The organism is Paracoccus sp. PARArs4, assembly GCF_947311865.1.
Classification (GTDB): Bacteria; Pseudomonadota; Alphaproteobacteria; order Rhodobacterales; family Rhodobacteraceae; genus Paracoccus; species Paracoccus zeaxanthinifaciens.
This window is the reverse complement of the sequence record NZ_CAMZMW010000004.1, coordinates 70820-97605: the sequence shown is the minus strand read 5'-3', so window position 1 is coordinate 97605 and position 26786 is coordinate 70820. Positions and strand designations below refer to the sequence as shown.

23 protein-coding genes and 1 pseudogene are annotated in these 26786 nt (G+C 67.6%); 14 read left to right on the top strand and 10 right to left on the bottom strand.

Annotation, left to right across the window (positions count from 1 at the left end; all coding sequences use genetic code 11):
* Positions 1 to 47: 47 nt before the first annotated feature.
* Positions 48 to 866 (bottom strand): sulfotransferase family protein, encoded by an 819-nt coding sequence (locus QMZ16_RS04495; protein ID WP_022707214.1) that lies wholly within the window; start codon positions 864 to 866, stop codon positions 48 to 50.
* A 170-nt stretch (positions 867 to 1036) separates the two neighbouring features.
* Between QMZ16_RS04495 and QMZ16_RS04490 the strand changes: the two genes are divergently transcribed.
* Both QMZ16_RS04490 and QMZ16_RS04485 read left to right on the top strand, forming a co-directional pair.
* On the top strand, positions 1037 to 2614 hold the full coding sequence (locus QMZ16_RS04490) for a DUF5928 domain-containing protein (RefSeq protein ID WP_282602301.1): 1578 nt from the start codon (positions 1037 to 1039) through the stop codon (positions 2612 to 2614).
* Positions 2615 to 2626: 12 nt separating this feature from the next.
* Positions 2627 to 3010 carry an HIT domain-containing protein gene (locus tag QMZ16_RS04485; protein ID WP_022707212.1) on the top strand — a complete coding sequence of 128 codons (384 nt, stop codon included), beginning with the start codon at positions 2627 to 2629 and terminating at the stop codon, positions 3008 to 3010.
* Between the two features lie 3 nt (positions 3011 to 3013).
* On the opposite strand, the gene QMZ16_RS04480 is transcribed toward QMZ16_RS04485, so the two are convergent.
* A complete protein-coding gene (locus QMZ16_RS04480; protein WP_282602300.1) occupies positions 3014 to 3937 on the bottom strand; it encodes an ABC transporter ATP-binding protein in 924 nt (307 codons plus the stop codon).
* A gap of 153 nt (positions 3938 to 4090) precedes the next feature.
* Here QMZ16_RS04480 and QMZ16_RS04475 point away from each other — a divergent pair, with 153 nt between their 5' ends.
* Positions 4091 to 4273 carry a zinc-finger domain-containing protein gene (locus tag QMZ16_RS04475; protein WP_282602401.1) on the top strand — a complete coding sequence of 61 codons (183 nt, stop codon included), beginning with the start codon at positions 4091 to 4093 and terminating at the stop codon, positions 4271 to 4273.
* A gap of 34 nt (positions 4274 to 4307) precedes the next feature.
* Here QMZ16_RS04475 and QMZ16_RS04470 read toward each other — a convergent pair whose 3' ends face one another.
* Complete coding sequence (locus QMZ16_RS04470) at positions 4308 to 4484, bottom strand: DUF2256 domain-containing protein (protein ID WP_211214617.1); 177 nt, start codon at positions 4482 to 4484, stop codon at positions 4308 to 4310.
* A 76-nt stretch (positions 4485 to 4560) separates the two neighbouring features.
* Between QMZ16_RS04470 and polA the strand changes: the two genes are divergently transcribed.
* The 6 genes and pseudogenes from polA (at position 4561) to QMZ16_RS04440 (ending at position 11079) form a co-directional block, all read left to right on the top strand.
* Positions 4561 to 7359 carry a DNA polymerase I gene (polA, locus tag QMZ16_RS04465; RefSeq protein ID WP_282602299.1) on the top strand — a complete coding sequence of 933 codons (2799 nt, stop codon included), beginning with the start codon at positions 4561 to 4563 and terminating at the stop codon, positions 7357 to 7359.
* A gap of 45 nt (positions 7360 to 7404) precedes the next feature.
* Positions 7405 to 8139: a transcriptional regulator FnrL gene (gene fnrL / locus QMZ16_RS04460; RefSeq protein WP_282602298.1), complete on the top strand. Its 735-nt coding sequence runs from the start codon at positions 7405 to 7407 to the stop codon at positions 8137 to 8139.
* An 84-nt stretch (positions 8140 to 8223) separates the two neighbouring features.
* The gene (gene queC / locus QMZ16_RS04455) at positions 8224 to 8925 is read left to right on the top strand and encodes a 7-cyano-7-deazaguanine synthase QueC (RefSeq protein WP_282602297.1); all 702 of its coding nucleotides are present in this window, start codon (positions 8224 to 8226) and stop codon (positions 8923 to 8925) included.
* A complete protein-coding gene (queD, locus tag QMZ16_RS04450) occupies positions 8925 to 9278 on the top strand; it encodes a 6-carboxytetrahydropterin synthase QueD (RefSeq protein WP_282602296.1) in 354 nt (117 codons plus the stop codon). The genes queC and queD overlap by 1 nt, the downstream gene beginning before the upstream one ends.
* Entirely contained in the window at positions 9275 to 9982 is a 708-nt protein-coding gene (gene queE / locus QMZ16_RS04445; protein ID WP_282602295.1) for a 7-carboxy-7-deazaguanine synthase QueE, read from the top strand. Before queD ends, queE begins: the two co-directional genes overlap by 4 nt.
* Before the next feature lie 144 nt (positions 9983 to 10126).
* Positions 10127 to 11079 (top strand): annotated as a pseudogene (locus QMZ16_RS04440) (IS481 family transposase).
* Here the strand turns inward: QMZ16_RS04440 and QMZ16_RS04435 are convergent.
* Both QMZ16_RS04435 and miaB read right to left on the bottom strand, forming a co-directional pair.
* Complete coding sequence (locus tag QMZ16_RS04435; RefSeq protein WP_282602294.1) at positions 11076 to 11918, bottom strand: universal stress protein; 843 nt, start codon at positions 11916 to 11918, stop codon at positions 11076 to 11078. The pseudogene QMZ16_RS04440 and the gene QMZ16_RS04435 overlap by 4 nt on opposite strands.
* A 237-nt stretch (positions 11919 to 12155) precedes the next feature.
* Complete coding sequence (gene miaB / locus QMZ16_RS04430) at positions 12156 to 13490, bottom strand: tRNA (N6-isopentenyl adenosine(37)-C2)-methylthiotransferase MiaB (protein WP_282602293.1); 1335 nt, start codon at positions 13488 to 13490, stop codon at positions 12156 to 12158.
* A gap of 63 nt (positions 13491 to 13553) precedes the next feature.
* On the opposite strand from miaB, the gene QMZ16_RS04425 reads away from it, so the two are divergent.
* Positions 13554 to 13919 carry a TfoX/Sxy family protein gene (locus QMZ16_RS04425; RefSeq protein WP_282602292.1) on the top strand — a complete coding sequence of 122 codons (366 nt, stop codon included), beginning with the start codon at positions 13554 to 13556 and terminating at the stop codon, positions 13917 to 13919.
* On the opposite strand, the gene QMZ16_RS04420 is transcribed toward QMZ16_RS04425, so the two are convergent.
* Positions 13888 to 15186, bottom strand: a complete 1299-nt coding sequence (locus QMZ16_RS04420) for an alpha/beta fold hydrolase (RefSeq protein WP_282602291.1) — start codon at positions 15184 to 15186, stop codon at positions 13888 to 13890. The genes QMZ16_RS04425 and QMZ16_RS04420 overlap by 32 nt on opposite strands.
* A gap of 133 nt (positions 15187 to 15319) precedes the next feature.
* Here QMZ16_RS04420 and QMZ16_RS04415 point away from each other — a divergent pair, with 133 nt between their 5' ends.
* On the top strand, positions 15320 to 16681 hold the full coding sequence (locus QMZ16_RS04415) for an aminotransferase (protein WP_282602290.1): 1362 nt from the start codon (positions 15320 to 15322) through the stop codon (positions 16679 to 16681).
* A 4-nt stretch (positions 16682 to 16685) separates the two neighbouring features.
* Here QMZ16_RS04415 and QMZ16_RS04410 read toward each other — a convergent pair whose 3' ends face one another.
* Positions 16686 to 18749, bottom strand: coding sequence for a ComEC/Rec2 family competence protein (locus QMZ16_RS04410; RefSeq protein ID WP_282602289.1), 2064 nt, complete (start codon positions 18747 to 18749; stop codon positions 16686 to 16688).
* A gap of 145 nt (positions 18750 to 18894) precedes the next feature.
* Here QMZ16_RS04410 and gltX point away from each other — a divergent pair, with 145 nt between their 5' ends.
* The 3 genes from gltX to QMZ16_RS04395 all read left to right on the top strand — a co-directional run bounded on the left by gltX (position 18895) and on the right by QMZ16_RS04395 (position 22416).
* Entirely contained in the window at positions 18895 to 20292 is a 1398-nt protein-coding gene (gltX, locus tag QMZ16_RS04405) for a glutamate--tRNA ligase (RefSeq protein ID WP_282602288.1), read from the top strand.
* A 75-nt stretch (positions 20293 to 20367) separates the two neighbouring features.
* On the top strand, positions 20368 to 21657 hold the full coding sequence (gene gltA, locus QMZ16_RS04400) for a citrate synthase (protein ID WP_022707197.1): 1290 nt from the start codon (positions 20368 to 20370) through the stop codon (positions 21655 to 21657).
* A gap of 93 nt (positions 21658 to 21750) precedes the next feature.
* A complete protein-coding gene (locus QMZ16_RS04395) occupies positions 21751 to 22416 on the top strand; it encodes an SDR family NAD(P)-dependent oxidoreductase (protein ID WP_022707196.1) in 666 nt (221 codons plus the stop codon).
* Between the two features lie 54 nt (positions 22417 to 22470).
* Here the strand turns inward: QMZ16_RS04395 and QMZ16_RS04390 are convergent, their stop codons facing one another.
* The 3 genes from QMZ16_RS04390 to recJ form a co-directional block, all read right to left on the bottom strand.
* A complete protein-coding gene (locus QMZ16_RS04390) occupies positions 22471 to 24270 on the bottom strand; it encodes an aminopeptidase P family protein (protein ID WP_282602287.1) in 1800 nt (599 codons plus the stop codon).
* Entirely contained in the window at positions 24267 to 24959 is a 693-nt protein-coding gene (locus QMZ16_RS04385; protein WP_282602286.1) for a metal-dependent hydrolase, read from the bottom strand. Before QMZ16_RS04385 ends, QMZ16_RS04390 begins: the two co-directional genes overlap by 4 nt.
* 89 nt (positions 24960 to 25048) lie before the next feature.
* A complete protein-coding gene (recJ, locus tag QMZ16_RS04380) occupies positions 25049 to 26785 on the bottom strand; it encodes a single-stranded-DNA-specific exonuclease RecJ (protein ID WP_282602285.1) in 1737 nt (578 codons plus the stop codon).
* Position 26786: the final 1 nt, after the last annotated feature.

Sequence of the window (26786 nt, the reverse complement as noted above, 5' to 3'; positions counted from 1 at the left end):
GGTCGCCCGTCACGCGAAAGGCGCCCCTCGGGGCGCCTTTTTCGGTTTCAGCGGCCCAGCTTGGCGTGAACCTCGTCGATATCGACCTCGCCCAGGGGCATCTTGTTGTCCGGATCGTCGAAATCATAGCGGAACAGCTGGAAGTCGCTCTTGTAGATTTCCCAGACCAGGTGGCGCGACAGGTCGTCGAAATAGTCGCTGACCTTGTGGGCGCGCTTGGGTCCGTGCCCTTCGGATTCGTTGAAGCGCGGCACGTCGGACAGCGCGATGTCCACGCGCGTCTCGGCGGCGTCGAGAACCTTCTGCATCCCCTCGTTGAACTTCTCGGTGAAGAAGATCTGATCGTAGCGCCCGCCGTTCACGATGAAGGTCGAGATATGCCCCGACATCGCGGACCAGTGGATGTCGGGCTCCATCGGCTTACGGAAGCGGATGGTGTCGCGCGCGAACAGAAGGAAGCGGCGGAAGCTGGCGACCTGGTCGAACTCGAACCCGTTCTCGGGCGTGCCGACATCGATGCCATAGCGCTGGATCAGCTGCGGCACGAGGTTGCCGCGATAGCGCCGCCCGTTGCGCTGGATGCCCGCGATCTTGTCGAAGAACGAGGACAGGATGCGGGTATAGGGGTTGCGGACGCAGGTGAAGGTGACGGCCTTGTGCTCGTGGACGCCCCGCTCGATCGGCTGCTGGCTGTGGTCTTGCGACCACTTGTGCAGCCCTTCGGTGGAATCGTGGATGTCGCCGTCGAAGAAGCGTCCATGATCCGAATAGAACATCACCTGTCCGATGGTCGAGCACGCGCATTTCGGCACGACCCGATAGATGATGCTTTCGCTTTCCGTCATCCAGACGCCGGGAAAACCCATGACTACCCTTACCTCGCATTCGCCCGCCGGTGGTGGCGCCGGGGCCGCCCATCGGCGTGCTTCTTGTTCATGCGACAAAAATCGCTACACACAAAGACCAAAGCCGGAAGAGTTTTTCAACGTCTTAACGAGACCAATCTGCATCGAGCCGAAGGGACTTCCCGATAAGCATGGCACGGATCGCCTTCATTCTGCTTGTTCACAAGGACCCGAAGGGCGTCATCGACCAGGCGCGGCGGCTGACGGCCGCGGGCGATTACGCGGTCATCCATTTCGATCGCCGCAGCCCCGCCGAGATGTTCGACGAGATCCGCGAGGCCCTGGGCGATCATCCGGGGGTTGCGTTCGCGCCCCGGCGCCACAAATGCGGCTGGGGTGAATGGTCGCTTGTCGCGGCCACCCTCGAGGCCCTGCGCGAGGCCGAGCGCGTCTTTCCCCATGCCACGCATTTCTACATGCTGTCGGGCGACTGCATGCCGATCAAGTCGGCGGAATATGCGCGCGAGTTCCTCGATTCGCAGGATTGCGACTTCATCGAGAGTTTCGACTTCTTCGCCAGCGACTGGATCAAGACCGGGATCAAGGAAGAGCGGCTGATCTATCGCCACTATTTCAACGAGCGGAACAACAAGCGGCTGTTCTACGGCAGCATGAGCCTGCAGAAGCGGCTCGGCCTTGCGCGCGAGGTGCCGAAGGACCTGCGGATCATGATCGGGTCCCAATGGTGGTGCCTGCGCCGCCAGACGGTCGAGGCCGTGCTGGAGCTGATCCGCCAGCGCCCCGAGATCCCGCGCTTCTTCAGCACGACCTGGATCCCGGACGAGACCTTCTTCCAGACGCTTGTCGCCCATGTCGTGCCCAAGACGCAGATCCGCAGCCGGACTCTGACCTTCCTGATCTTCAGCGATTACGGGATGCCGGTCACCTTCTACAACGACCATTACGACCTGCTGCTGCGACAGGACTACCTGTTCGCGCGCAAGATCAGCCCCGAGGCGCTGGAGCTGCGCGCGCGGCTGGGCGCGCTGTGGCAGACGCGGGGGCTGGATTTCCCGATCGCGGCCGAGGGGCGGCGCCTGTTCGCCTTCCTGACGGGGCGCGGCCGGATCGGGCGGCGCTTCGCCCCCCGCTTCTGGGAGGCCGATGGCAGCCTTGGGCGGCAGCGTAGCGTGCATGTGATCGTGGCCAAGAAATGGCATGTCGCCAAGCGGCTGACCGACGCCATCCGCCGCAATACCGAGATCCCGGCGGTCGATTACATCTTCAACGAATTGCAGGCCAACCTGCCCGAGATGGGCGGCGTCGCATCCTCGGTCGGCAAGCGCGAGCGTCACAGGCGGGCGCTGGTCAAGCTGCTGTTCGACCAGTTCGGGACCGACCGGCTGGTCTTCTGCGCCGACCCCTCGGCGGTCAGTCTGATCAAGGATTTCGACGACGACCGGTCCGAGACGCGCGTCCTGTTCATCGAGACGGGCCTCGACGACGATTACGTGCGCGGACATATGGGCCGCGTGGGCCTCGTGTCGTCGGACGCGCCCGACGACGTGGTGGAACGCCTGCTGCCCGTGGTGCGCAACGACCTGGACCACGAGGCCGACCGCCTGCGGGAGGCGGGCCTTGCCAACCTGTTCACCCTGTCCAGCGACGCGGACGAGGATCGCAACACCGTGGCCCTGGCGAATTTCCTTGGCCTCACCGAAGACCGGGCCCGCGAGCTGGCCCGCACCCCGCATCTTTTCGCGGATTGAGAAAGGACGACCATGCCCTTCACCTATGACGACGACAACATCTTCGCGAAGATCCTGCGCCACGAGATCCCGAACGACACCGTGGCCGAGAACGATCACGCGCTGGCCTTCCGCGACATCTCGCCCAAGGCGCCCAGCCATGTGCTGGTGATCCCGAAGGGCAAATATGTCAGCTTCGACGATTTCAGCGCCAATGCGAGCGATGCCGAGATCGCGGGCTTCATGCGGCTGTGCGCGCAGGTCGTCGCGGCCGAGGGGCACGGCATCGGCGATGGCGGCGAAGGCTTCCGCGCGATCACCAATTCCGGCCCGCATGGCGTGCAGGAGGTGCCGCATTTCCACCTGCACATCATGGGCGGGCGGATGATGGGTCCGATGGTCAGCCTGCGCGACTGACCCTCAGTCTCGCGTCATCTGGACGAAGACCTGTTCCAGGTCGGGCTGCTCGGTCGCCACGTCGACGATGGGCAGCCCCGCCTCGCGCAGGGCATCGATGATACGGTCCGCACGCAGCCGCGACGGGGGATAGGTGATGGCCATGCGCCCGTCGGGGCGGATCTCGGCGCGGGCGCCTTCGGGCAGCGGCGGGATGCGCGCGGCGCCGTCCGTGTCCAGCACCAGCGTCTTCGCGTCGCTGCCCGCCAGCAGGCTGCGGGTGTCCTGGCGGACGACAAGCTGGCCGTGATTGATGATCGCGATCTCGTCGCACATCTCCTCGGCCTCTTCGAGGTAGTGGGTCGTCAGGATGATGGTCATGCCCGCCTCGTTCAGCTTGCGGACATTGTTCCACAGCATCTCGCGCAGGGTGATGTCGACGCCCGCGGTCGGTTCGTCCAGCACCAGGATCTGGGGCCGATGGACCAGCGCCTTGGCCAGCAGCAGCCGCCTGCGCATGCCGCCCGACAGCGTGCGGGCATAGGCGTTGGCCTGATCGGTCAGGCCCACCAGTTCCAGCAGCTCGTCCGTCCAGCGTTCCTCCTTCGGGACGCCATAGAGGCCGGCCTGCACCTCGAGGCTGGCGCGGGGCGTGAAGAAGGGATCGACGTTCAGTTCCTGGGGCATGACGCCGATGGCCGCGCGCGACTGGCGCGGGTTCACGTCCTGGTCGAAGCCCCAGATGACGACCTTGCCCGCAGTCTTGTTCACCAACCCCGCAAGGATGTTGATCATCGTGGACTTGCCCGCGCCGTTCGGCCCCAGAAGCCCGAAGATGCTGCCTGCGGGGATGGTCAGATCGACACCCTTCAGCGCTTCCTTGGCGGGGGCGTTGCCCTGGGGGGCATAGGTCTTGCGAAGGCCCGCGATTTCGATGGCATGGGTCATGGGGCTGGTCCTTGCAATGCTTGCGAAGAAGGGCGGCGCTGCGTAAACGGGTTAGACCAGATGATGCAAGCCGCCACAAGAAGGCCAGCCATGACCAAGCAAGTGACCCCCGAGAACCCGCTCTCGACCGAGACGGGTCATGCAGCGACCCGGATGCCCGCCCCCGAGACGGTCACGGTGACGAAGCGGCGCGTGGCCTGCGACGGCGACGATGCGGCCGGGATGGGCCATCCGCGGGTCTGGCTTGCGATCTCGCCCGAGACGGGGTTCGTGGATTGCGGATATTGCGACAAGCGGTTCGTCCTGGACCCGGACCACGCGGACGACGCCCACTGAGGGGCACGCCCCTCGGCCCCCGTCGAGGGGGCCTTCACGGCGGGGTGGCTGCGCCACCCTTGGCAGCCCGCCGCGCATCCCCCCTGCAGCGATCCGAGCAGTAGCGTACCTGGTCCCAGTCGCGCGCCCATTTGCGGCGCCATGCGAAGGGCCGCCCGCATTGGGCGCATGTCTTCTGCGGCAGGTCGCCCTTGCGTCGCATCTTTGCCATTCGCATCCTTTCGGCGGCTGGAAGATCGGGTCGGGCCGTGGCAAAAGACGGTCCTGAACCAGCAAGGAAGGTGAGCATGGACGACGCATTCGGCAAGGGCTGCCATCTGCATCTGATCGACGGATCGGCCTTCATCTTCCGCGCCTATCACGCGCTTCCGCCGCTGACGCGCAAATCTGACGGGCTGCCCGTCGGCGCGGTGGCGGGCTTCTGCAACATGCTGTGGAAATACGTCCAGGACAGCGGCGGCAGCGATGCGCCGACCCATGCGGCGGTGATCTTCGACCATTCCTCGAAGACCTTCCGCAACGAGATCTTCGCCGATTACAAGGCCAACCGTCCGCCCCCGCCCGAGGATCTGCGCCCGCAATTCCCGCTGACCCGCGAGGCGACGCGCGCCTTCAACATCTCCTGCATCGAGACCGAGGGCTACGAGGCCGACGACATCATCGCGGCACTGGCCTGCAAGGCGCGTGACGCGGGCGGCGCGGTCACCATCATCAGCAGCGACAAGGACCTGATGCAGCTTGTGGGCGACGGGGTCGAGATGCTGGACCCGATCAAGAACAAGACGCTTGGTCCCGACGAGGTCTTCGAGAAGTTCGGCGTCGGCCCCGACCGGGTCGTCGACGTGCAGGCGCTGGCGGGCGACGCGGTGGACAACGTGCCGGGCGCGCCGGGCATCGGGATCAAGACCGCCGCCCTGCTGATCCAGGAATACGGCGATCTGGAGACGCTTCTGGACCGCGCATCCGAGATCAAGCAGCCCAAGCGCCGGCAGACGCTGATCGACCATGCCGAACAGATCCGCATCAGCAAGCGCCTGGTCGAACTGGACCGCGACACGCCGCTGGACTTCACGCTGGAAAGCCTTGCGGTGCAGGACCCGGTTCCCGACGATCTGCTGGCCTTCCTGACCGAGATGGAGTTCCGCACCCTGACGACCCGCGTGGCCGAGCGTCTGGGCGCCGAGGCCCCCGCCATCCAGGCACCTGCCGTGCCCGATGCGCCCGCGGCCCCCGAGATGCCCGCCATCGACACCGCCACCTACGAGACGGTCACCGGCATGGACCGCCTGAACCACTGGATCGACCGCATCCGCGACCTGGGCGAGGTCGCGCTGGATACCGAGACGACGGGTCTGGACGAGATGCGCGCCGATCTGGTCGGGATCTCGTTGGCGGTCGCGCCGGGCGAGGCGTGCTATGTTCCCCTGGGCCATGTCGAGGGCGAGAGCGGCGGCCTCTTCGGCGGTGCGGAACGCGTCGCGGGGCAGCTGGAGGCGCGCGCCGTGCTGGATGCGCTGCGCCCCGTGCTGGAGGATGCCTCGATCCTGAAGATCGGGCAGAACATGAAATACGACTGGAAGATCCTGTCGCGGCTGGGCATCGACATGGCGCCCCTGGCCGACACGATGCTGATGTCCTATGCGCTGAACGCGGGCACGCACAACCACGGCATGGACGAGCTGGCCGAGCGTTATCTTGGCCACAAGTGCATCCCGATCAAGGATCTGATCGGGTCGGGCAAGTCGCAGATCACCTTCGCGCAGGTCGCCATCGACAAGGCCGCCCCCTATGCGGCCGAGGATGCGGACGTGACGCTGCGGCTCTATCGTCATTTCGCGCCGCTGCTGCCTGCGGAAGGCGTGGCGACCGGCTATCACCGGCTGGAAGCGCCGATGATCCCCGTCCTTGCCGCGATGGAGATGGCGGGCATCCGCATCGACACCGAGGTTCTGGCCCGCATGTCGAACGCCTTCGCCCAGAAGATGGCCCAGCTCGAGGACGAGATCCACGGCCTGGCGGGCGAGACCTTCAACATCGGCAGCCCCAAGCAGCTGGGAGAGATCCTGTTCGGCAAGATGGGCATGGAGGGCGGCAAGCAGGGCAAGACCGGCGCCTATTCCACCAGCGCCGACGTGCTGGAGGATCTGGCCGTCAGCCACGACCTGCCCGCGCGGGTGCTGGACTGGCGCCAGATCAGCAAGCTGAAATCGACCTATACCGACGCGCTGCAGACCTATGTGAACCCCGAGACGGGGCGCGTCCATACCAGCTACTCGATCACGGGTGCGCAGACCGGGCGGCTGGCCTCGAGCGAGCCGAACCTGCAGAACATCCCCATCCGCACCGAGGAAGGCCGCCGCATCCGGCAGGCCTTCGTCGCGCCCGAGGGTTATCGGCTGGTCGCGCTGGATTACAGCCAGATCGAGCTGCGCATCCTTGCACATGTGGCCGACATTCCCGCGCTGAAGCAGGCCTTCCGCGAGGGGATCGACATTCACGCCATGACCGCCAGCCAGATGTTCGGCGTCCCGGTCGAGGGCATGGACCCGATGATCCGCCGGCAGGCCAAGGCGATCAATTTCGGCGTGATCTACGGCATCTCGGGCTTCGGGCTGTCGCGCAACCTGCGCATCCCGCGCGCCGAGGCGCAGGAGTTCATCGACACCTATTTCGCGCGCTTCCCCGAGATCCGCGCCTATATGGACAAGACGGTGGCCGATGCGAAGCAGGACGGCTTCGTGCGGACCCTGTTCGGGCGGCGGATCAACACGCCGGGCATCAACCAGTCCGGCCCCGCCGCGGGGGGCGCGCGTCGCGCCGCGATCAACGCGCCCATCCAGGGTGCCGCCGCCGACATCATCCGCCGCGCGATGATCCGCATGCCCGCGGCCATCGCGGAGCTGCCCGCGCGGATGCTGCTGCAGGTCCATGACGAACTGGTCTTCGAGGTGCGCGAGGATGCGGTGGACGACCTGATCGCCCGCGCGCGCGGCATCATGGAGGGCGCGGCCGAGCCTGCCGTCAAGCTGTCGGTCCCGCTGGTCGTGGATGCGGGGCAGGGCGCGAACTGGGCCGAGGCGCACTGATCTGTCGCGTTGTGCGGCGCCTGCGACAGGCGTATCATCGCCGTCATGGACACGCGCGCACCCAGCCTGCAGACCGGCAGATGCCAGGACTGCCCGATCCGGCATCGGGCGGTCTGCGCGCATTGCGAGGCCGACGAGCTGGCCGAGCTGGAGGCGATCAAGTTCTATCGCAGCTTCGAGGCCGGTCAGCACATCCTGTGGGAAGGCGACCGGCTGGATTTCGTGGCCTCGGTCGTCACGGGCGTCGTCGCGCTGACCCGCACGCTTGAAGACGGGCGCACGCAGATGACGGGTCTGCTGCTGCCAAGCGACTTCCTGGGCCGTCCGGGCCGCGAGAACGCGCCCTGCCACGCGACCGCCGCGACGGACGTGACGCTGTGCTGCTTCCGCCGCCAGCCCTTCGACCGGCTGATGCACGCGACCCCGCACCTGTCGCAGCGCCTGCTGGAGATGACGCTGGATGAACTGGACGCCGCCCGCGAATGGATGCTGCTACTGGGCCGCAAGACCGCGCGCGAACGCATCGCGACCTTCATCGCCATGATCGCGCGCCGTCAGGGCGGACAGACGCGCGGCGGCCCCATGCGGCTGGACCTGCCCCTGACCCGCGAGGCGATGGGCGATTACCTGGGCCTGACCATCGAGACCGTCAGCCGCCAGATCGGCGCCCTGCGCCGCGACGGCGTGATCGAGCTTGCGGGCCTGCGCGGCATCACCGTGCCCGATCCCGCAAGGCTGGCCGCCGAATGCGGCGACGACAGGCGCCACCCGCCCCACTGACGGGGTTCACAACGCGCGCCCCCGCTGATATGCGGGCGCTTCCCGGTCGCAGCCTACCCGGGTCACAAAAACAAGGGTTCACACATGAAGACCACTCTCGTCTGTTCGGGCGGGCTCGATTCCGTTTCCCTCGCCCATGTCCTGGCCGCCGATGGCCACCTGTCGCGCATCGTCAGCTTCGATTACGGCCAGCGCCACCGCAAGGAGGTGGATTTCGCCCAGGCCTGTGCGCGGCGCCTGTCGGTGCCCTTCCACCTTATCGACCTGTCCGACCTTGCCTTCGCGCTGAAGGGATCGGCGCTGACCGACGATATCGACGTTCCCGACGGCCATTACGCCGAGGAGACGATGAAGATCACCGTCGTTCCCAACCGCAACGCGATCATGCTGACCGTCGCCTTCGGGATTGCTGCGTCCCATGGCGACGATCACGTGGCCACCGCGGTCCATGGGGGCGATCACTTCATCTATCCCGATTGCCGTCCGGGCTTTACCGATGCCTTCGCATCGATGCAGCGCGCGGCGCTGGAAGGCTATGCCGATGTCGGGCTGCACGTGCCCTTCGTCCATGCGTCCAAGGCCGATATCGTGGCGGCAGGCGCACGGGCAGCCACGCCCTTCGCGCTGACCTGGTCCTGCTACAAGGGCGGTGATCGCCATTGCGGGCGCTGCGGCACCTGCGTCGAGCGGCGCGAGGCGTTCGACATGGCCGGCGTCTTGGATCCCACCGCCTATGCCGACCCGGATTTCTGGCGGCAGGCCGTCGCGGCCCATGGGGGCGCGTGATGTACCGGATCACCAAGGAATTCCACTTCAGCGCGTCGCACCAGCTGGCGCATCTGCCCCACGACCATCAATGCGCGCGTCTGCACGGGCATAATTACGTGGTCGTGGTCGAACTGGCATCCGAGCGGCTGAACGCGGACGGCTTCGTGCGCGACTATCACGAGCTGGCCGATCTGAAGCACCATATCGACACGCGCTTCGACCACCGGCACCTGAACGACGTGATCGACGGCCCCTCCACCGCCGAGAACCTGGCCCGCCATTTCTTCGACTGGTGCCGCGCCCGCTGGCCCGAGACCGCTGCCGTCCGCGTCAGCGAAACGCCCAAGACCTGGGCCGAGTACCGCCCATGACCACCCTGCGCATCGCCGAGATCTTCGGCCCGACCATCCAGGGCGAGGGCGCGCTGATCGGCCAGCCCACCGTCTTCGTGCGCGCGGGCGGCTGCGATTACCGCTGTTCCTGGTGCGACAGCATGCATGCCGTGGACAGCAGCTTCCGCCATTCCTGGCCCGCGATGGAGCCCGCCGCCATCATGGCGCGGATCGAGGATCTGTCGGGCGGGCAGCCGCTGACCGTCTCGATCTCGGGCGGGAATCCGGCGATCCAGGATTTCGGTCCGCTGATCGCGATGGGCCGGGCGCGCGGCTATGGCTTCGCGCTGGAAACGCAGGGGTCCATCGCAAGGGACTGGTTCGCGGATCTGGACATGCTGGTCCTCAGCCCCAAGCCGCCCAGCAGCAACGAGGTGCCCGACATCGCGGCCTTCGAGGCCTGCCTTGCCGCAAGGGGCCGGGGCGAGGTGTCGCTGAAGATCGTGATCTTCGACGATGCGGATTACGCCTGGGCGCGCGATTTCGCCGACCGCTATCCCGATCTGCCGCTGTACCTGCAGCCCGGCAACCCCGAGGTCGACCCCGAGGTGCCGGTCATGGCGCAGGACGTGGCCGACAGGCTGCTGTGGCTGGTCGGTCGCGTCAATGCCGACCGCTGGTTCCGCCCACGCCTGCTGCCGCAGCTGCACGTGATGCTGTGGGGGAACATGCGCGGGGTCTAGTTGTTTGATCCTACGGTTTGATTGTGCGATCCTTTCTCAACAGCGGAAGGATGCCCTCTGGGACAAGTTCATCATGGAAGCGCCACGACCACGCACGCCGTCAGAGCAGCAATAGTGAGGGCGGCCCGCCACCGGTCCGAGGGCCTGCCCGAATGATCGCAAGCTTCGAGCGCGACGCTAAGCCGGAAGCTGGGATCAATCCCAGGACGGTTGCAAAGTGGCGCAAACGGCAGACGGTGGATGATCTCCAGACCGGCCCAAAGGAGCCACGTTCGACGGTCCTCACGGAGGCTGAGGAGGCGGCTATCGTCGCGTTTCGGCGCCACGCGCTGCTCCCGCTCGATGGCGCTGCGCTTGCCTCTATGCCCTTCAGCCGACCATCCCACACCTGACACGCTCAGCATTGCATCGGTGTCTACAGCGGCATGGCATCTCACGCCTGCCCGACATCGAGGGCGACAAACCGAGGCGGTCGAAGTTCAAACGCTATCCGATCGGCCCTCGCCATTGCCCTCGGAGCAGTGGTGGACATTGGCTCGATCCACATGGACATCGCCGAAGTGCAGACCGCTGAAGGCAAGTTTTATCTGTTCGTTGGTATCGACCGCACGAGCAAGTTTGCCGTGACCCAACTCGTCGAGAGGGCTGACAGGAAGACGGCCTGGGAGTTCCTGCAACACATGCTCGAAGCCGTGCCATATCAGGTTCATACCGTCCTCACCGACAATGGCATTCAGTTCGCTGAGCTGCCTCGGAACCGGAACACCGCTTATTCGCGTCCCATGCGTTTCGGCATGATGTGTGAGGACAACGGGATCGAGCACCGGCTGACCAAACCCAACCATCCTTGGACTAGCGGAAAGGTCGAACGGATGAACCGCACCATCAAGGAGGCGACTGTCAAACACTTTCACTACGACAGCCATGATCAACTGCGAACGCACTTCTCGGACTTCATGGCAGCATACAACTTCGCGCGCCGGCTCAAGACCCTCAACGGGCTCATACCTTGCGAATACACCTGCAAGATCTGGACTCCAGAGCCGGGCAGATTGATCTCTGACCCGATCCACCAGATGCCGGGAGTGAACACCTAGCGCGCCATGAGGACGGGCAGTTCGGCCTGTTCCAGCATGTTGCGCGTCGCCCCGCCCAGGATCGCCTGGCGCAGCCGGGAATGGCCATATGCGCCCATGACCACCATGTCGGCGCCGATCTCGACCGCGCGGCGGTTGATCTCGTCGCTGATGCGGGGCGCGGTGCGGGCGAGGACCGCGATTTCCGCATGCACGCCGTGGCGGACCAGCATCTGGGTCAGCATCCCGCCCGGATCGGATCGCTCGGCCCCCGCGCGCTGCGGGTCGATGCAGGTGATCTCGACCGCGCGGGCGGCCTGCAGCAGGGGCAGGGCGCGGCGGATGGCGGCCAGCGCCTCGGGGGACTGGTTCCACGCCACCAGGACGCGGTTCGGCGGCAGGGTCGGGGCGGGGGCGTTCATCGGCAGCACCATGACGGGGCAGGCGCCCTCGAACAGGGCGGCCTCGCAGATCATCTCGGCATCGCCGGGCTGCCCCTCGGCATAGGGGCTGGCAAGGACCGCCAGGTCCGCGAAGCGCGCCTTCATCCCGACAAGGCCCGCGATCCCGCCCGATTGCGCGACCAGCGCCTCGGACGACCAGCACAGCCCGACCGATCCCGCCAGCGCCTCGGTGACGCGGGCGTTCAGATGCTCGGCATCCTCCATCGCCATGGCGATCGCCTCTTGCAGGCCATAGGCCGTGCCGCCGGGAAAGAAATAGGCGGGCTGGCTGTTGTCGATCCCCAGGCAGAGGATCTCCAGATGGGCATCCTGCTGACGCGCCAGGTCCGCCGCCCGTTCAAGCTGCGGGATCTGCGATTCGGCGCTGAGAACGGTGAGAATGGTCTTGTATGCCATGATCGCCTCCTGTCCTTGGGCATGGGGACAGGATGGCAGGCATCGGCGCGGGCCGCATTGACGCGGATCAAGCCCGGCGATTGATCTGGATCAAGGCCGCGCCCGGGCGCTGCGGGTACGCTGGCGCCCACGGCATCGGGCCCCGCCCGCCCGTCTTCCGCCCGACACCCCCCAAGGGCAGTGCGGAAGGCCGACCCCCTGTCCACATCGCGCGTTCCGCAGGGGGTCGGCGAAAGCTCAGCCGACCAGTTCGCCCCGAAGCGAATGCGGCGCGCTTTCGACGATGCGGACCTGCACCAGGTCGCCCGCCTGCGCATCGGGCGCATCCACGAAGACCGAATGAAGATAGTCGGATTTCCCCACCATCTGCCCCGGACGGCGGCCCGGCTTCTCGAAGAGGACGCCCAGGGTGCGCCCCACCATCGAATCCTGCACCGCGTGCTGCTGGCTGTTCAGCAGCGCCTGCAATTCCCGCAGGCGGGCATCGACCACGTCCTCGGGGATCTGCGGCTTGCCGAAGGCGGGGGTGCCGGGGCGGGGCGAGTACTTGAAGCTGAAGGCCGTGCCGAAGCCCACCTGCTCGACCAGCCGCAGCGTGTCGGCATGGTCCTGGTCCGTCTCGCCGGGGAAGCCCACGATGAAATCGCTGGTCAGCAGGATGTCGGGGCGGGCGTCCTTGATGCGGTCGATCAGGCGCAGGTACTGGTCGGCCGTGTGCTTGCGGTTCATCGCCTTCAGGATGCGGTCGCTGCCCGACTGCACCGGCAGATGCAGATAGGGCATCAGCGCGGGAATGTCGCGATGCGCCTCGATCAGGTCGTCGGCCATGTCGTTTGGGTGGCTGGTCGTGTAACGGATGCGGTCCAGCCCGTCGATCTCGGCGATGGCGCGGATCAGGCGGCCGAAGCCCCATTCGCGACCGTCCTCGCTCAGCCCGTGCCAGCCGTTGACGTTCTGGCCCAGCAGGGTGATTTCCCGCACGCCGCGGGCGACCAGGTCGCGGGCCTCGCGCAGGATGCGTTCGACGGGGCGGCTGACCTCGGCCCCGCGGGTATAGGGCACGACGCAGAAGGCGCAGAACTTGTCGCAGCCCTCCTGCACGGTCAGGAAGGCCGCAGGCGCGCGGCGGGTGGCGCGGCGTTCGGGCAGGTGGTCGAACTTGTCCTCTTCGGGGAAGTCAGTCAGGATCCGCGGGGCCTCGCCGCGCAGCATCTGCGGCAGGCGGTGATAGGTCTGCGGACCCACGACCAAGTCGACCAGCGGCATCCGGCGGACGATCTCCTCGCCCTCGGCCTGGGCGACGCAGCCCGCGACGCCGATCTTCAGGTCGGGCTTGCGGTTCTTCAGCGGACGCAGGCGGCCAAGATCGGAATAGAGCTTCTCGGCGGCCTTCTCGCGGATGTGGCAGGTGTTCAGCAGGACCATGTCGGCATCGGCCTGGTCCTCGGTCAGCACGTACCCCTCGGGTGCCATCGCCTCGGCCATGCGCTGGCTGTCATAGACGTTCATCTGGCAGCCATAGGTCTTGATGAATAGCTTTTTCGCGGCCTTTTCGGTGGCGTCCTGGGTCATGTCATGCTGTCCTTGGAATCCGGTGTCGGATACAGCAAAGGCAGGCAATTGGAAAGTCACGCGATGGAAAGCGACCTGACGGCGATCCGCAATATCGGCCCAGCCACCGCAAGCGCGCTGATCGCCGCGGGGATCCCCGACGCGGCGACCCTGCACCGCATCGGCGCCCACGAGGCCTATCGCGCCCTGCTGCAATCGGGCGAGCGGCCGCATTTCATCGGGTACTACGTCCTGTGCATGGCATTGCAGGGCAGGCCGTGGAACGACTGCAAGGGCGCCGAGAAGGACGACCTGCGCGCCCGGTTCGACGCGCTGGTCGCCGAGGCGCGGCCCCCGTCCCTGACCGGGATCGAGGCCGCGCTGGATGCGATCGGGCTGCGGGCGCCCGATCGGGCGGTCACTTCCCCGAAACGCGCGTCTCGAAGCTGAGACCCTTGGCCGTGCGGTTGGCAAAGCCCTTCCAGTAGGTGTTCGCCTCGTCGGGATTGCCATCGGCATCGGCGGACCAGACGCCATCCGCCGCATCCGGCACCAGGTCCAGGTATTCGCCCGCCGCGTTGTCGCCCTTCAGGTGCAGGTCCAGGAACGCGGTCGAGAAATGCTGCAGCACGTTGTTCATGCGCACCGTGTCCCAGACCGGGTCGGCGTAATGTTCGAACGGGGCCCAGCCCAGCTTCTCGGACATCTGCCAGGATTCGACCGGCGCGGGCATCGGGGCTGCGGCGTTGTGATTGGCGTATTCGAAGGTCAGCAGGTGCCGCGTCGTGCCTGTCGTCTGCGCGAAGATGTCCCGGATCGCGTCATAGACCGACACGTCGTCATCGCTGCCCGAGACGAGCATCAGCGGCTTGGACAGCTTGGCAAGCCCGCCCGCATCCCAGAACTCGTGCTGACGTCCCCAGGGCGCGATGGCGATGACCGCCTTGACGCGCGGATCGACCAGCGCGTCGTGTTCCTCGCTGCCCGATGCCAGGCGGTCCAGCAGCCCGTCCGGGGCGACGAAGCGATCGGGCTCGGCCCGGTCGATCGCGGCCTGCGACAGGCCCGCGCCGCCGAAGATCAGCGCGCCATAGCCGCCCATCGAATAGCCGATGACGGCTGCGTTGTCGGCGTTTATCGCGGCCCCCAGGTCGTCCTGCAGCCCGGCCATGCTGTCCAGCAGGAAGCGCTGGTCCACCGCGCGGTTCACCAGCGTCGAGGTGAACAGCCCCATGTCGTCATAGGTGCTTTCGGGATGGTCCGCCGACACGACGACATAGCCCTTCGAGGCGAGGTTCTCGGCCAGGTGGCTCAGCAGCATGCGGTTGCCCGGATAGCCGTGCGAGATGATGACGAGGGGGAACTCTCCGCTGGCGACGGCGGCGTTGCGGGACGCGCGGCCCTGCAGCTTCACCTCGGTCTCTCCGTCGCGCAGAAGCGTGGTATAGGTGCCGCCCTGCTCGGTGCCCTCGGCGGCGGGGTACCAGATCTCGGCGGACAGGGTGCGGGGGCCGCGGATCTCGGCGCCCTCTTCGGCGGTGGCGGTCACGTCGATGCGGTCGGGGTCGGTGAATTCGACCGCCCGCACGCCGATGGGCGATGTGCCGAATTGCGCCAGTTCGGGCGCGTCGGGACGGATCAGGTCGATGCGGTTCTGTGCCAGCGCCGGTCCCGCCGCAAGAAGGGCCGCTGCCGCGGCCAGTTTCAGATGTGCCATTGGTTCCTCCCTCTCGGATCGGGGCAGATTGCAGAAATTGCACTTTGTGCACAAGGCACTTGCATCGCGCCCCATTGAACGCCGCATCGGGCGGGGCTAGCGTGCTGCCAAGACCCTTGTGAGGAGCTGCAAGATGAACACCCCGCAAAGCTGGGAAGCGCGCGCCGACGAATTCTCTCTCTATGGCTTCACCGACCTGCCGAGCGTGCACAAGCGCGGCGCGGTGGTGCTTACCCATGGCGAGGGGCCCTATGTCGTCGACGTGAACGGCAACCGTTACCTCGATGCGAATTCGGGCCTGTGGAACATGGTCGCGGGCTTCGACCACAAGGGCCTGGCCGAGGCCGCCAAGACGCAATACGACCGCTTTCCGGGCTATCACGCCTTCTTCGGGAGGATGTCGGACCAGACCGTCATGCTGTCCGAGAAGCTGGTCGAGGTGTCGCCCTTCGATCGCGGCCGCGTCTTCTATACCAATTCGGGGTCCGAGGCGAACGACACCATGGTCAAGATGCTGTGGTTCATGCACGCATCCGAAGGCAACCCGCAGAAGCGCAAGATCCTGACGCGCTGGAACGCCTATCACGGCGTGACGGTCGTGTCGGCCAGCATGACCGGCAAGCCCTATAACGAGGTGTTCGGCCTGCCGCTGGACGGCTTCATCCATCTGGGCTGCCCGCATTACTGGCGCTTCGGCCAGGAGGGCGAGACCGAGGCCCAGTTCACCGCCCGCATGGCACGCGAACTGGAAGAGACGATCCAGCGCGAGGGGGCCGAGACCATCGCCGGCTTCTTCGCGGAACCGGTCATGGGCGCGGGCGGGGTCATTCCGCCGTCCGACGGGTATTTCCAGGCGATCATGCCGATCCTGCGCAAATACGGCATCCCCGTCATCGCCGACGAGGTCATCTGCGGGTTCGGGCGCACGGGCAATACCTGGGGCAGCCAGACCTATGATTTCGTGCCGGACGCGATCATCAGCTCGAAGAACCTGACGGCGGGCTATTTCCCGATGGGTGCCGTGATCCTGGGTCCGGAACTGGCCGATCGCGTGCAGGGCGCCGTCGAGAAGATCGAGGAATTTCCCCACGGCTTCACCGCGTCCGGCCACCCCGTCGGCTGCGCCATCGCGCTGAAGGCCATCGATGTCGTCATGAACGAGGGGCTGGCGCAGAACGTGGTCGATCTGGCCCCCCGCTTCGAGGACGGCCTGCGCCAGATCGCCAAGAACCCCAATATCGGCGAATATCGCGGCGTCGGCTTCATGTGGGCGCTGGAGGCGGTCAAGGACAAGGCGACCAAGACCCCCTTCGACGGGCATCTGTCGGTCAGCGAGCGCATCGCCAATACCTGCACCGACATGGGCCTGATCTGTCGCCCTCTGGGCCAGTCGATCGTGCTGTGCCCGCCCTTCGTGCTGACCGAGGCGCAGATGGACGAGATGTTCGAGAAACTGGACAAGGCCCTGGGCAAGGTCTTCGCCGAAGTGGCCTGACCCGTCAGCGCGACGTCAGGGACAGGGCAGGGGTCGGGGTCGTTCCCGGCCCCTGTTCCGTCAGGGTGATCGCCACCGCCCCCGTCCGGCGCAGGTGGCGCAAATCCAGCAGCAGGCAGGCCGGGTCGGCCAGATCGACGGCCTCGTCCGCCACGACGATGGTGTCGGGGCCGCAGGCCGCCCGCGCCCGATCCGCCGCGCCCTTGCCGGTCATGTGCCAGATCCGCCAGCCATGGGGCAGCTCGGCCATGCGGGCATTGCGCTCGCCGCTCCAGCCCGGACGGGCGGCGGCGGTTTCCTGCGTCGCGTCATCCGCATCCTCCTGCAGCCAGGTGCCGATGACGAACCCCCCGCCCGAGGGCTTGGAGACCGCGCGCCCCGCGGGCGTCATCAGGCCCGCGGCCTCGCCCTCGGGGGCGATCAGCAGGTCGGGGCGCGCGCTGGCGGTCCAGATCGCGAAGGCCGAGACCAGCGCCCCCATGCCCGCCGCGCAGCCCGCCAGGTGCCAGCCGCGCAGGCGCTGCCGCCAGCACAGGATCGCCAGCACCGCGCCATAGCCCATCAGCGGCACGACCGATCCCGGCGGCAGGCGCAGCATGGTGACCGCGCCATCGAGGCCCGCCACGAATTCCGCGACCCTCAGCATCCAGGCGGTGCCGATCCCCATGACCCACAGGGCCGGCGCCTCCAGCCCCAGGGGGGCCAGGACGGCCCCGATGACGCCCGCGGGCATCACCAGGCTGCCCATGACCGGCACGGCGGCAAGGTTCGCCAGCAGCCCGTATTGCGCCATGCGGTTGAAATGCGCCGCCGCGATGGGCGAGGTCGCAAGCCCCGCCACGTCCGAGGACAGGACCAGCATCGCCACGGGCCGCGCCCAGCCGGGGACGCGATGGGCCATGCGCTGCCAGGGCCCGAAGGTCAGGATCAGCGCGATGGTGGCGGCAAAGCTCATCTGGAAGCCCGCGCCGGTCAGCGCCTCGGGGGTTGCGATCAGGATGATCGTCGCGGCCAGCGCGACCGTTCGCAACGAGATCGCGCGCCGGTCCGCGATGATCGCGGTCAGCATCACGGCCACCATGACGAAGGCGCGTTCCGTCGCCACCCCGCCGCCCGACAGCCACAGGTATCCCGCCGCCGCCGCCAGCGCGATCCCGGCGGCGATCTTGTGCAGCGGGCGTCCCAGCCCGCGCCCCGTGGCCTGCACCGCCACCAGCACCAGCCGCGCCGCGCCATAGACGAAGCCCGCCAGCATCCCCATGTGCAGCCCCGAGATCGAGATGATGTGATAGAGGTTCGATGCCCGCATCACCTCGTTCGTGGCGTTCGAGATGCCGGACCGGTCGCCCGTCATCAGGGCGGCGGCGACCGCGCCCTCCTGCCCGCCGATGCGGTCGCGGATCGCGCGGCTGACCGACATGCGCGCGCGGTGCGCCCACCACAGCCCGCCCTCGGGCGGATCGGTCGCAAGGACGGGGCCGCGGACATAGCCGACGGCGCCCAGCCTCTCGAAGAAGGCATGCAGGCGGAAATCGAAACTGCCGGGAGAGGCCGGTCCCGGCGGCGGACCCAGATGGCCCGTGGTCATCACCCGCTGGCCCAGATCGGGCAGGGGGTGATCCCCCATCAGCGACAGGCGCAGCCGGTCGGGCGTCCGATGCGGGGCCAGATCGCGCAGCCGGACCCGGTCCAGCGTCAGGCGCATCCGGTCCCGCCCCGAACGGTCGATAGCGACGACGCGCCCCTCGATCGGGCCGTAGTATCGCCATTCCAGCACGGGCGCGGCGACCTGCGCCGCGCGGAACCCGGCCAGCCCCCAGCCGATCCCGGCCAGCAGGATGGCAGTGGCCGCCAGCCACAGGATGTCGGCCAGGCCCCAGCCGATGCGACCGGCCTCGGCCCGGCGCATGGCGATGCGCGGGATGGCCAGCATAGCGGCGCAGAGGACGGCCAGCATCGTCCATTCGCGCGCATCGGGCAGGTGCGGCGCGGTGAACCACAGCGCGATCCCCACGGACAGGCAGACCGGCACCCATGGGAACAGCCCCGCGCGGATGGCTGCGGCCATGCGCGGCGGCCTGGCGGGCGCCTGTTGGGGCAACATCCTTGTCCTTTCGCCGCCCGTTGACTATCAATCGCACCAAGCATGGCAGGACGGTCTTACCAAAGGGTTAATGCCGCCCCGCCGGACCCAGCATCTTCCGAAGGCCCCCATGACCGAGACCGCACCCGTCGTCACCCGCTTCGCCCCCTCGCCGACCGGCTATCTGCATATCGGGGGTGCGCGCACCGCGCTGTTCAACTGGCTGTTCGCCCGTGGCCGCGGGGGGCGCTTCCTGCTGCGGATCGAGGATACGGACCGCGCCCGCTCGACCCCCGAGGCGACCGCCGCGATCCTCAAGGGACTGGAATGGCTGGGGCTGGACTGGGACGGCGATCCGGTCAGCCAGTTCGAACGCAAGGACCGCCACGCCGAAATCGCCCGAGAGATGCTGGACAAGGGCGCGGCCTACAAGTGCTTCTCGACCACGGACGAGATCGCGGCATGGCGCGAGGCGAACCCCCGCCAGCCCTTCATCAGCCCCTGGCGCGACGCGACCGACCTGCCGGACGCGCCCTTCGCGATCCGCCTGAAGGCCCCCCGCGACCGCGAGACGGTCATCGACGATCAGGTGCAGGGGCAGGTCCGCGTGGCGAACGACCAGCTGGACGACATGGTCCTGCTGCGCAGCGACGGCACGCCCACCTACATGCTGGCCGTGGTGGTGGACGATCACGACATGGGCGTGACCCATGTGATCCGCGGCGACGACCACCTGACGAACACCGCGCGGCAGGTGCAGATCTATGACGCGATGGGCTGGGACCGCCCCGTCTTCGCCCATATCCCGCTGATCCACGGCGAGGACGGCAAGAAGCTGTCCAAGCGCCACGGCGCGGTGGGCCTGCACGAATTCGCGGCGCTCGGCTATCCGCCCGCGGCGATGCGGAACTACCTGGCGCGGCTGGGCTGGAGTCACGGCGACGACGAGCTGTTCGACGACGCGCAGGCGCGCGAATGGTTCGATCTGGGTGGCATCGGGCGCGCCCCGGCACGGCTGGACTTCAAGAAGCTGGAGCATGTCAGCGGCCACCATATCGGCACCATGTCCGACGAGGCGGTGATGGCCGCGCTTCAGGATTACCTGGCCGAGACCGGCGCAGCCCCCCTGACGGAACGTCAGCAGGGCTGGATCATGCCCGCCATGGCGACGCTGAAGGACAAGGCGAAAACCCTGCCTGCGCTGGTCGATCAGGCCCGTTTCGCGCTGATCGAACGCCCCGTCCAGGTGGACGAGAAGGCGGCCAAGCAGCTGGATACGGTATCCCGTGGTATGCTGGAATCATTGACTGCCGCACTGCAGAATGCTAGCTGGTCGCGTGACGTGCTGGAGGGGGAAGCCAAGCGGATCGCGGAAGAGAACGGCGTCGGTCTGGGCAAGATCGCGGGTCCGCTTCGGGCTGCTCTGGCAGGCACGAGTTCCACCCCCAGTGTGTTCGACATGATGACTGCGCTTGGCCGCGACGAAACGCTGGCCCGGCTTCAGGATCAGACGAATTCGGCAGGCTGAGGCCTGCCTTCACATGCTGCGGCGGCGCCCCGTGTGACTGGACGCCGGCCGGGCACAGCCGGAAAGGAAGACAGGATGGCCGACAGGAACGCCAAACTGCTACTCAACAACGCCGAATACGAGCTGCCCATCCTCAGCCCGACGCAAGGGCCCGACGTTCTGGACATCCGCAAGCTCTATGGGCAGTCGGACGTCTTCACCTACGACCCCGGCTTCACCTCGACCGCAAGCTGCGATTCCTCGATCACCTTCATCGACGGCGACAAGGGTGAACTGTGGTATCGCGGCTATCCGATCGAGCAGCTGGCGGCCAAGTCGAACTATCTCGAGGTCTGCTACCTGCTTCTGTACGGTGAACTGCCGAGCGCCGAGCAGATGGCCGATTTCGAAAGCCGCGTGACCCGTCACACGATGGTCCACGAGCAGATGCACAACTTCTTCCGCGGTTTCCGCCGGGACGCCCATCCGATGGCGACCATGGTGGGTGTCGTGGGTGCGATGTCGGCATTCTATCACGATTCGACCGATATCAGCGATCCGTGGCAGCGCGAGGTCGCCTCGATCCGCCTGATCGCCAAGCTGCCGACCATCGCGGCGATGGCCTACAAGTACTCGATCGGGCAGCCCTTCGTGTATCCCAGCAACGAGCTGGACTATGCGTCGAACTTCCTGAACATGTGCTTCTCGGTTCCGGCCGAGAAATACAATGTCGATCCGGCCCTGGCCCGCGCCATGGACCGCATCTTCACGCTGCATGCCGATCACGAGCAGAACGCCTCGACCTCGACCGTGCGTCTGGCGGGCTCGTCGGGGGCCAACCCCTTCGCCTGCATCGCGGCCGGCATCGCCTGCCTGTGGGGCCCCGCGCATGGCGGCGCCAACCAGGCCTGCCTGGAGATGCTGAACGAGATCGGCAGCGTCGACCGCATCCCCGAGTTCATCGCCCGCGCGAAGGACAAGGAGGATCCGTTCCGCCTGATGGGCTTCGGTCACCGCGTCTACAAGAACTTCGACCCGCGTGCGAAGGTCATGAAGGAATCGGCCGACGAGGTGCTGGACCTGCTGGGCGTGAAGAACAACCCCGCGCTTCAGGTCGCCAAGGAGCTGGAGAAGATCGCGCTGGAGGACGAGTACTTCGTTTCGAAGAAGCTGTATCCGAACGTCGACTTCTACTCGGGGATCATCCTGTCGGCGATGGGCTTCCCCACCTCGATGTTCACGCCGATCTTCGCGCTGTCGCGCACCGTCGGCTGGATCGCGCAGTGGAAGGAAATGATCGGCGATCCGCAGAACAAGATCGGTCGCCCGCGTCAGCTGTATGTCGGCGCGGACAAGCGCGACTACGTCGATCTGTCGGCGCGCTGATCGGCAGCACGAACATGCTGGAAGGGGGCCGTCGCGGCCCCCTTTTTCATGGAGGCTTGCGCGGGGCCGCCGCCGCCGCATAAGGAACGACGCATGAGCGAGAAGAACAGACAGGGCGCGCCCAAGCTGGCGCTGGTGACCGGCGCATCGCGCGGTCTGGGTGCCGCATTGGCCGAAGGGCTGGCGGCGAAGGGGTATCACGTGCTGGCCGTGGCCCGCACCACCGGCGCGCTGGAGGAGCTGGACGACCGCATCCGCGCGGCGGGCGGGCAGGCCACGCTTGCCCCGATGGACGTGACGGAACCCGCGGCGATGCAGCAGATGGCCGAGGCCATCGGCGCCCGTTGGGGCGGGCTGGACCTGTGGGCGCATACGGCGGTCCACGCGGCACCGATGTCGCCCGCGCCCCATATCGAGGGCAAGGACTGGTCGCGGTCCATGCTGGTCAATGTCGAGGTGACGCGCGGGCTGATCGCGCTGCTGGAACCGCATCTGCGCGCGCATGAGGGGACGGCCCTGTTCTTCGACGACAGCCGCGGCGGGCAGAAGTTCTTCGGAGCCTATGGCGCCAGCAAGGCCGCGCAGATCGCACTGGCCCGCAGCTGGCAGGCCGAGACCTCGAAGATCGGGCCGCGCGTGGTGGTCGACGCGCCCGCGCCCATGCCCACGGCGGTTCGTGCGCGGTTCTTCCCGGGCGAGGAACGGTCTGGCCTGACCCCCTGCCGGGACGAGGCGGCGCGTATCCTCGCGGCCCTTTGAATTTGCGTCCCGCGACGCAGGGGGGGGCTGCCTGCCCCCCGCACCCCCCGGCCCCTAGCGCCTGACGGGGGCCGTCGCGCGTTCCAGCCAGGCGCGATCCGCAGCGTCCAGATCGTCCGACAGCGCCTTGCGGACATCCGCGTGATAAGCGTCGATCCAGTCGCATTCCTCGCGCGACAGCGCCCCCATATCCACCAGCCGCATATCGATCGGGCAGAGCGTCAGCGTCTCGAAGCCCAGCATGTCGCGGCCCGGTTCGGCATCCGCCTGAACGACTGCCACGAGGTTCTCGATCCGGATGCCGAAGCTGCCCTCGCGGTAGTAGCCGGGCTCGTTCGACAGGATCATGCCCGCAGCCAGCGCGATGTCGCTGACGCGGCTGATACGCGCCGGGCCCTCGTGCACGCACAGCGCGGCCCCCACGCCGTGACCCGTTCCGTGATCGAAGTCCAAACCCTGCTGCCACAGGAACTGCCGCGCGACGGCATCCAGATGCGCGCCGGCGACCCCTTTGGGGAAGCGCGTCCGCGTCAGGGCGATCATGCCGCGCAGGACCGCGGTATAGGGCGCGACGGCATCGGGGCGGACCGTGCCAAGCGGGACGGTGCGGGTGATGTCCGTGGTCCCGTCCGGATATTGGCCGCCCGAATCGATCAGCAGCAGCTCTCCGTCGGCCAGGCGGCGGTTAGATCCTTCGGTCACGCGGTAATGCACGATCGCGCCGTTCGGACCCGCGCCCATGATCGTCTCGAAGCTGACATCGGTGATGCCTTCGGCGCGGCGCAGATCCTCGAGCTGGCGGACCACGTCGATCTCGGTCAGGTCCTCGGGGGGCTGGCGGTCCAGCCACGACAGAAGGCGCACCATCGCCAGCCCGTCGCGACGATGGGCGGCACGCATGCCCGCCATCTCGGCCGCGTTCTTGCGGGCCTTGGGCATGACCGCCGGATCGGGGCCGCGCTGGATGTCGGTGCCCGCGGCCTCGAGGATGCGGAACGCGGCCTCGGGGGCCGAGGCGGGGTCCAGCCGCACCGGGCCTTCCAGGTCGGTCAGGGCGGCGGGCAGGGCGTCCGGCGGCAGGATCGTCACATCCGCGCCCAGGTGATCGCGCAGCGCGTCGTCGAACTTGGCCGCGTCCGCGAACAGCGACACTGCGCCCGTGTCGGACAGGACGGCAAAGGATTGCACGACCGGGTTGCGGGGAATGTCGGTGCCCCTGATGTTCAGCAGCCAGGAAATGGAATCGGGCAGCGTCATCAGCGCGGCGGCATGGCCCGCGGCGCGCAGGTCGACCGCAAGGCGCGCGCGCTTCTGCGCGGCGCTTTCGCCTGCCAGGTCCTCGGGATGGATGCGGGCGGCCCCTGCGGGTCGCGCGGGACGGTCGGGCCAGATCGCATCGATCGGGTTCGCATCCAGCGCGGCCAGGGTGATGCCGCTGCCGGCGAGGCCGGTCTCCAGCTGCTCGACCTCCCGCCGGGTGTGAAGCCAGGGGTCGATGCCCAGCCTGCCGCCGGACAGCGTGCCGCGCAGCCATTCGGCGGGGCGGGTCTCGGGCCAGGGGACCGGCGTGAAATGGTGCAGGTCCAGCTGGCTGCGGGCCTGCACGCGATAGCGGCCATCGACGAAGACGCCCGCCGCATCCGCCGTCACGATGGCAAAGCCCGCGCTGCCGGTAAAGCCGGTCAACCAAGCAAGCCGCGCATCGGCATCGGCCACGTATTCGCCCTGATGCGCGTCCGCGCGGGGCACCATCACGGCATCCAGCCCCTCGCGCCTCATCAGAGCGCGGAGATCGGCAAGGCGGGCGGCGTGATCGCCGCCGCCGGCGGGGTCGTCGAAACTCTGGATGCTCACAGCTCGATCGTCTCCATGATCCGGGGTTCGACCACATCGACGCCGGGCAGGCCGTCGATCAGCACCTGCGCGGATTGTTCAAGCGCGTCGAAGGTCTTGTAATGGCAGGGAATCACGGTCTTGAAGTCGAAATACCGCCTGGCCGCATAGGCCGCGCGGGCCATGTCCATGGTGAAATGCCCACCCGTGCACAGGATCCCGATATCGGGTTTGTGCAGGTCGCCCATCCAGTCCATGTCGGCCATGATGTCCGTATCCCCCGAGACATAGACCACGTGGCCTTCGCCCGCGATCATGTAGCCCGATTCGTGGCCGGCATAGATTGGACCGTCCGGCCCCGAGATCGAGCTGGAATGCGTGGCGTTGACCATCGTCACCTTGGCCCCGCCCAGATCCACCGTGCCGCCCTTGTTGAAGCCGATGCCCGCGATGCCCTCGGTGCCTTCCCAATAGGAGATCAAGTCGAAGATGCCCACGACGGGGGCGTCCAGTTCGCGCGACAGCGCCAGCGCGTCGCCGCTGTGGTCGCCATGCCCGTGGGTCAGCAGGATATGGGTCGCGCCCTTCACGGCCTCGTCGCGGCGGGCTTCGGGAAAGGTCGGGTTCCCCGTCAGCCAGGGATCGATCAGGATGACGGCATTCTCGATTTCCAGGCGGAATCCGGCATGTCCGAGCCAGGTCAGTTTCATCGCACTCTCCTATGGATTGGCGTCGCGCGGAAGGTTAGCGGGCCACCGGCCCGGTTACCAGAACACGCGAGGGTCCGTCGGGGTTGCGATCAGACCGGCGCGGCGTCGTCCAGGCGCAGGCGCAGGCGTTCGCGACCGCCCCAGGTGGACAGCTCCAGCTTGCCCGCAAGGTGGAAGCGGCGGCCCTTGGCCCCGATTAGCGAAGGCCCGAGCGGGCCGTCCATCGCGCCCCACGCGACCGCGTCCAGCGGCGGGCCGCCGGGGCTGCGGAACTGCAGGCGCAGGTGGCGGTCGCCCATCGTGGCCGCGCTGGCGATCAGCTGGTCGGCGAAGGCAAAGCGCGGGGCGGGGGCCGCCTGGCCATAGGGTCCGGCATCCTCCAGCATGCGGAACATCTCGGGGGTTGCCCCCGAGGTTTCCAGCAGCCCCGAGATGCGCAGGTCGCGCACGCCGCTGCGGGTCGCAAGGTCGTGGTCGATCAGCTTGGACAGGCGCTCCATCGCGGGGGCGATCTTGCCCTGTTCCACGGTCAGGCCCGCGGCCATCTCGTGGCCGCCGCCCTTCAGCAGCAGCCCTTCGCGTTCCAGCCGCTGGATCGCGCGGCCCAGATCGACGCCGGGGACGGAACGCGCGCTGCCCTTGCCGATGCCGCCTTCGAGGCCGATCACCACCGATGGCAGGTTCGTGGCCTCCTTGATGCGGGCGGCGACGATGCCGACCACGCCCGGATGCCAGCCCTCGCCTGCGGCCCACGACAGGCGCGCATCGCCGCGTGCCTCGACCTGGGCCAGCGCCTCGGTCCGGACGGCGGCCTCGATCGCGCGGCGGTCGCGGTTCAGCTCGTCCAGTTGGCGGGCCAGATCCTCGGCCATGCGGGGATCGCGGGTGGACAGGCATTGCGCGCCCAGATCGGCACGTCCGACGCGCCCGCCCGCATTGATGCGCGGACCCAGCAGGAACCCCAGGTGGAAGGCGGCGGGCGGCCCGTCCAGCCGCGCCACGTCCGACAGCGCGACAAGCCCCGGCCGCTGGCGCCGCGCCATCACCGCCAGCCCTTGGCGCACGAAGGCGCGGTTCACGCCGACCAGCGGTGCGACATCGGCCACGGTCGCCAGCGCCACCAGGTCCATCAGCGACATGAGGTCGGGTTCGCGCAGCCCGCGCTTGCGGAGCACGCGACCGGCCTGCACCAGCGTCAGGAACACGACGCCCGCGGCACAGAGATGTCCCAGGGTGCCGTCCTCGTCCACGCGGTTGGGGTTCACGACGGCCATGGCGGGGGGCAGCGTCTCGCCGCCCAGGTGGTGGTCCAGCACCATCACGTCGCAGCCCTTGGCGGCGGCCAGCGCGTCATGGGACAGGGTGCCGCAATCGACGCAGACGATCAGGTCATGCGCCGCCGCCAGTTGCGACATGGCGGGGGCGTTCGGGCCGTAACCCTCGTCGATGCGGTCAGGCACATACAGCGTGGCCTGACGGCCCTGCTGGTGCAGCCAGTCGATCAGCAGCGCGGCCGAGGATCCGCCATCCACGTCGTAATCCGCGAAGATCGCGATGCGCTGGCCTGCCACGGCGGCCTCGACCAGCCGTTCGGCGGCGGGGGCCATGTCGCGCAGGGTCAGCGGATCGGGCAGCAGGTCGCGCAGCTTGGGCTGAAGAAAGCCCGCAGCCTCTTCTGGCGGGACGTCGCGTTCGGCCAGCACCCGCGCGACGGGCAGGGGCAGCGTCGCGCGTTGAGCCAGCCCCTCGGCGCGGCGCTCCAGGTCGGGCTCGGGCCCGATCCAGCGCCGCCCCGACAGCGATTCCTCGATCCCCAGAAAGGCCACG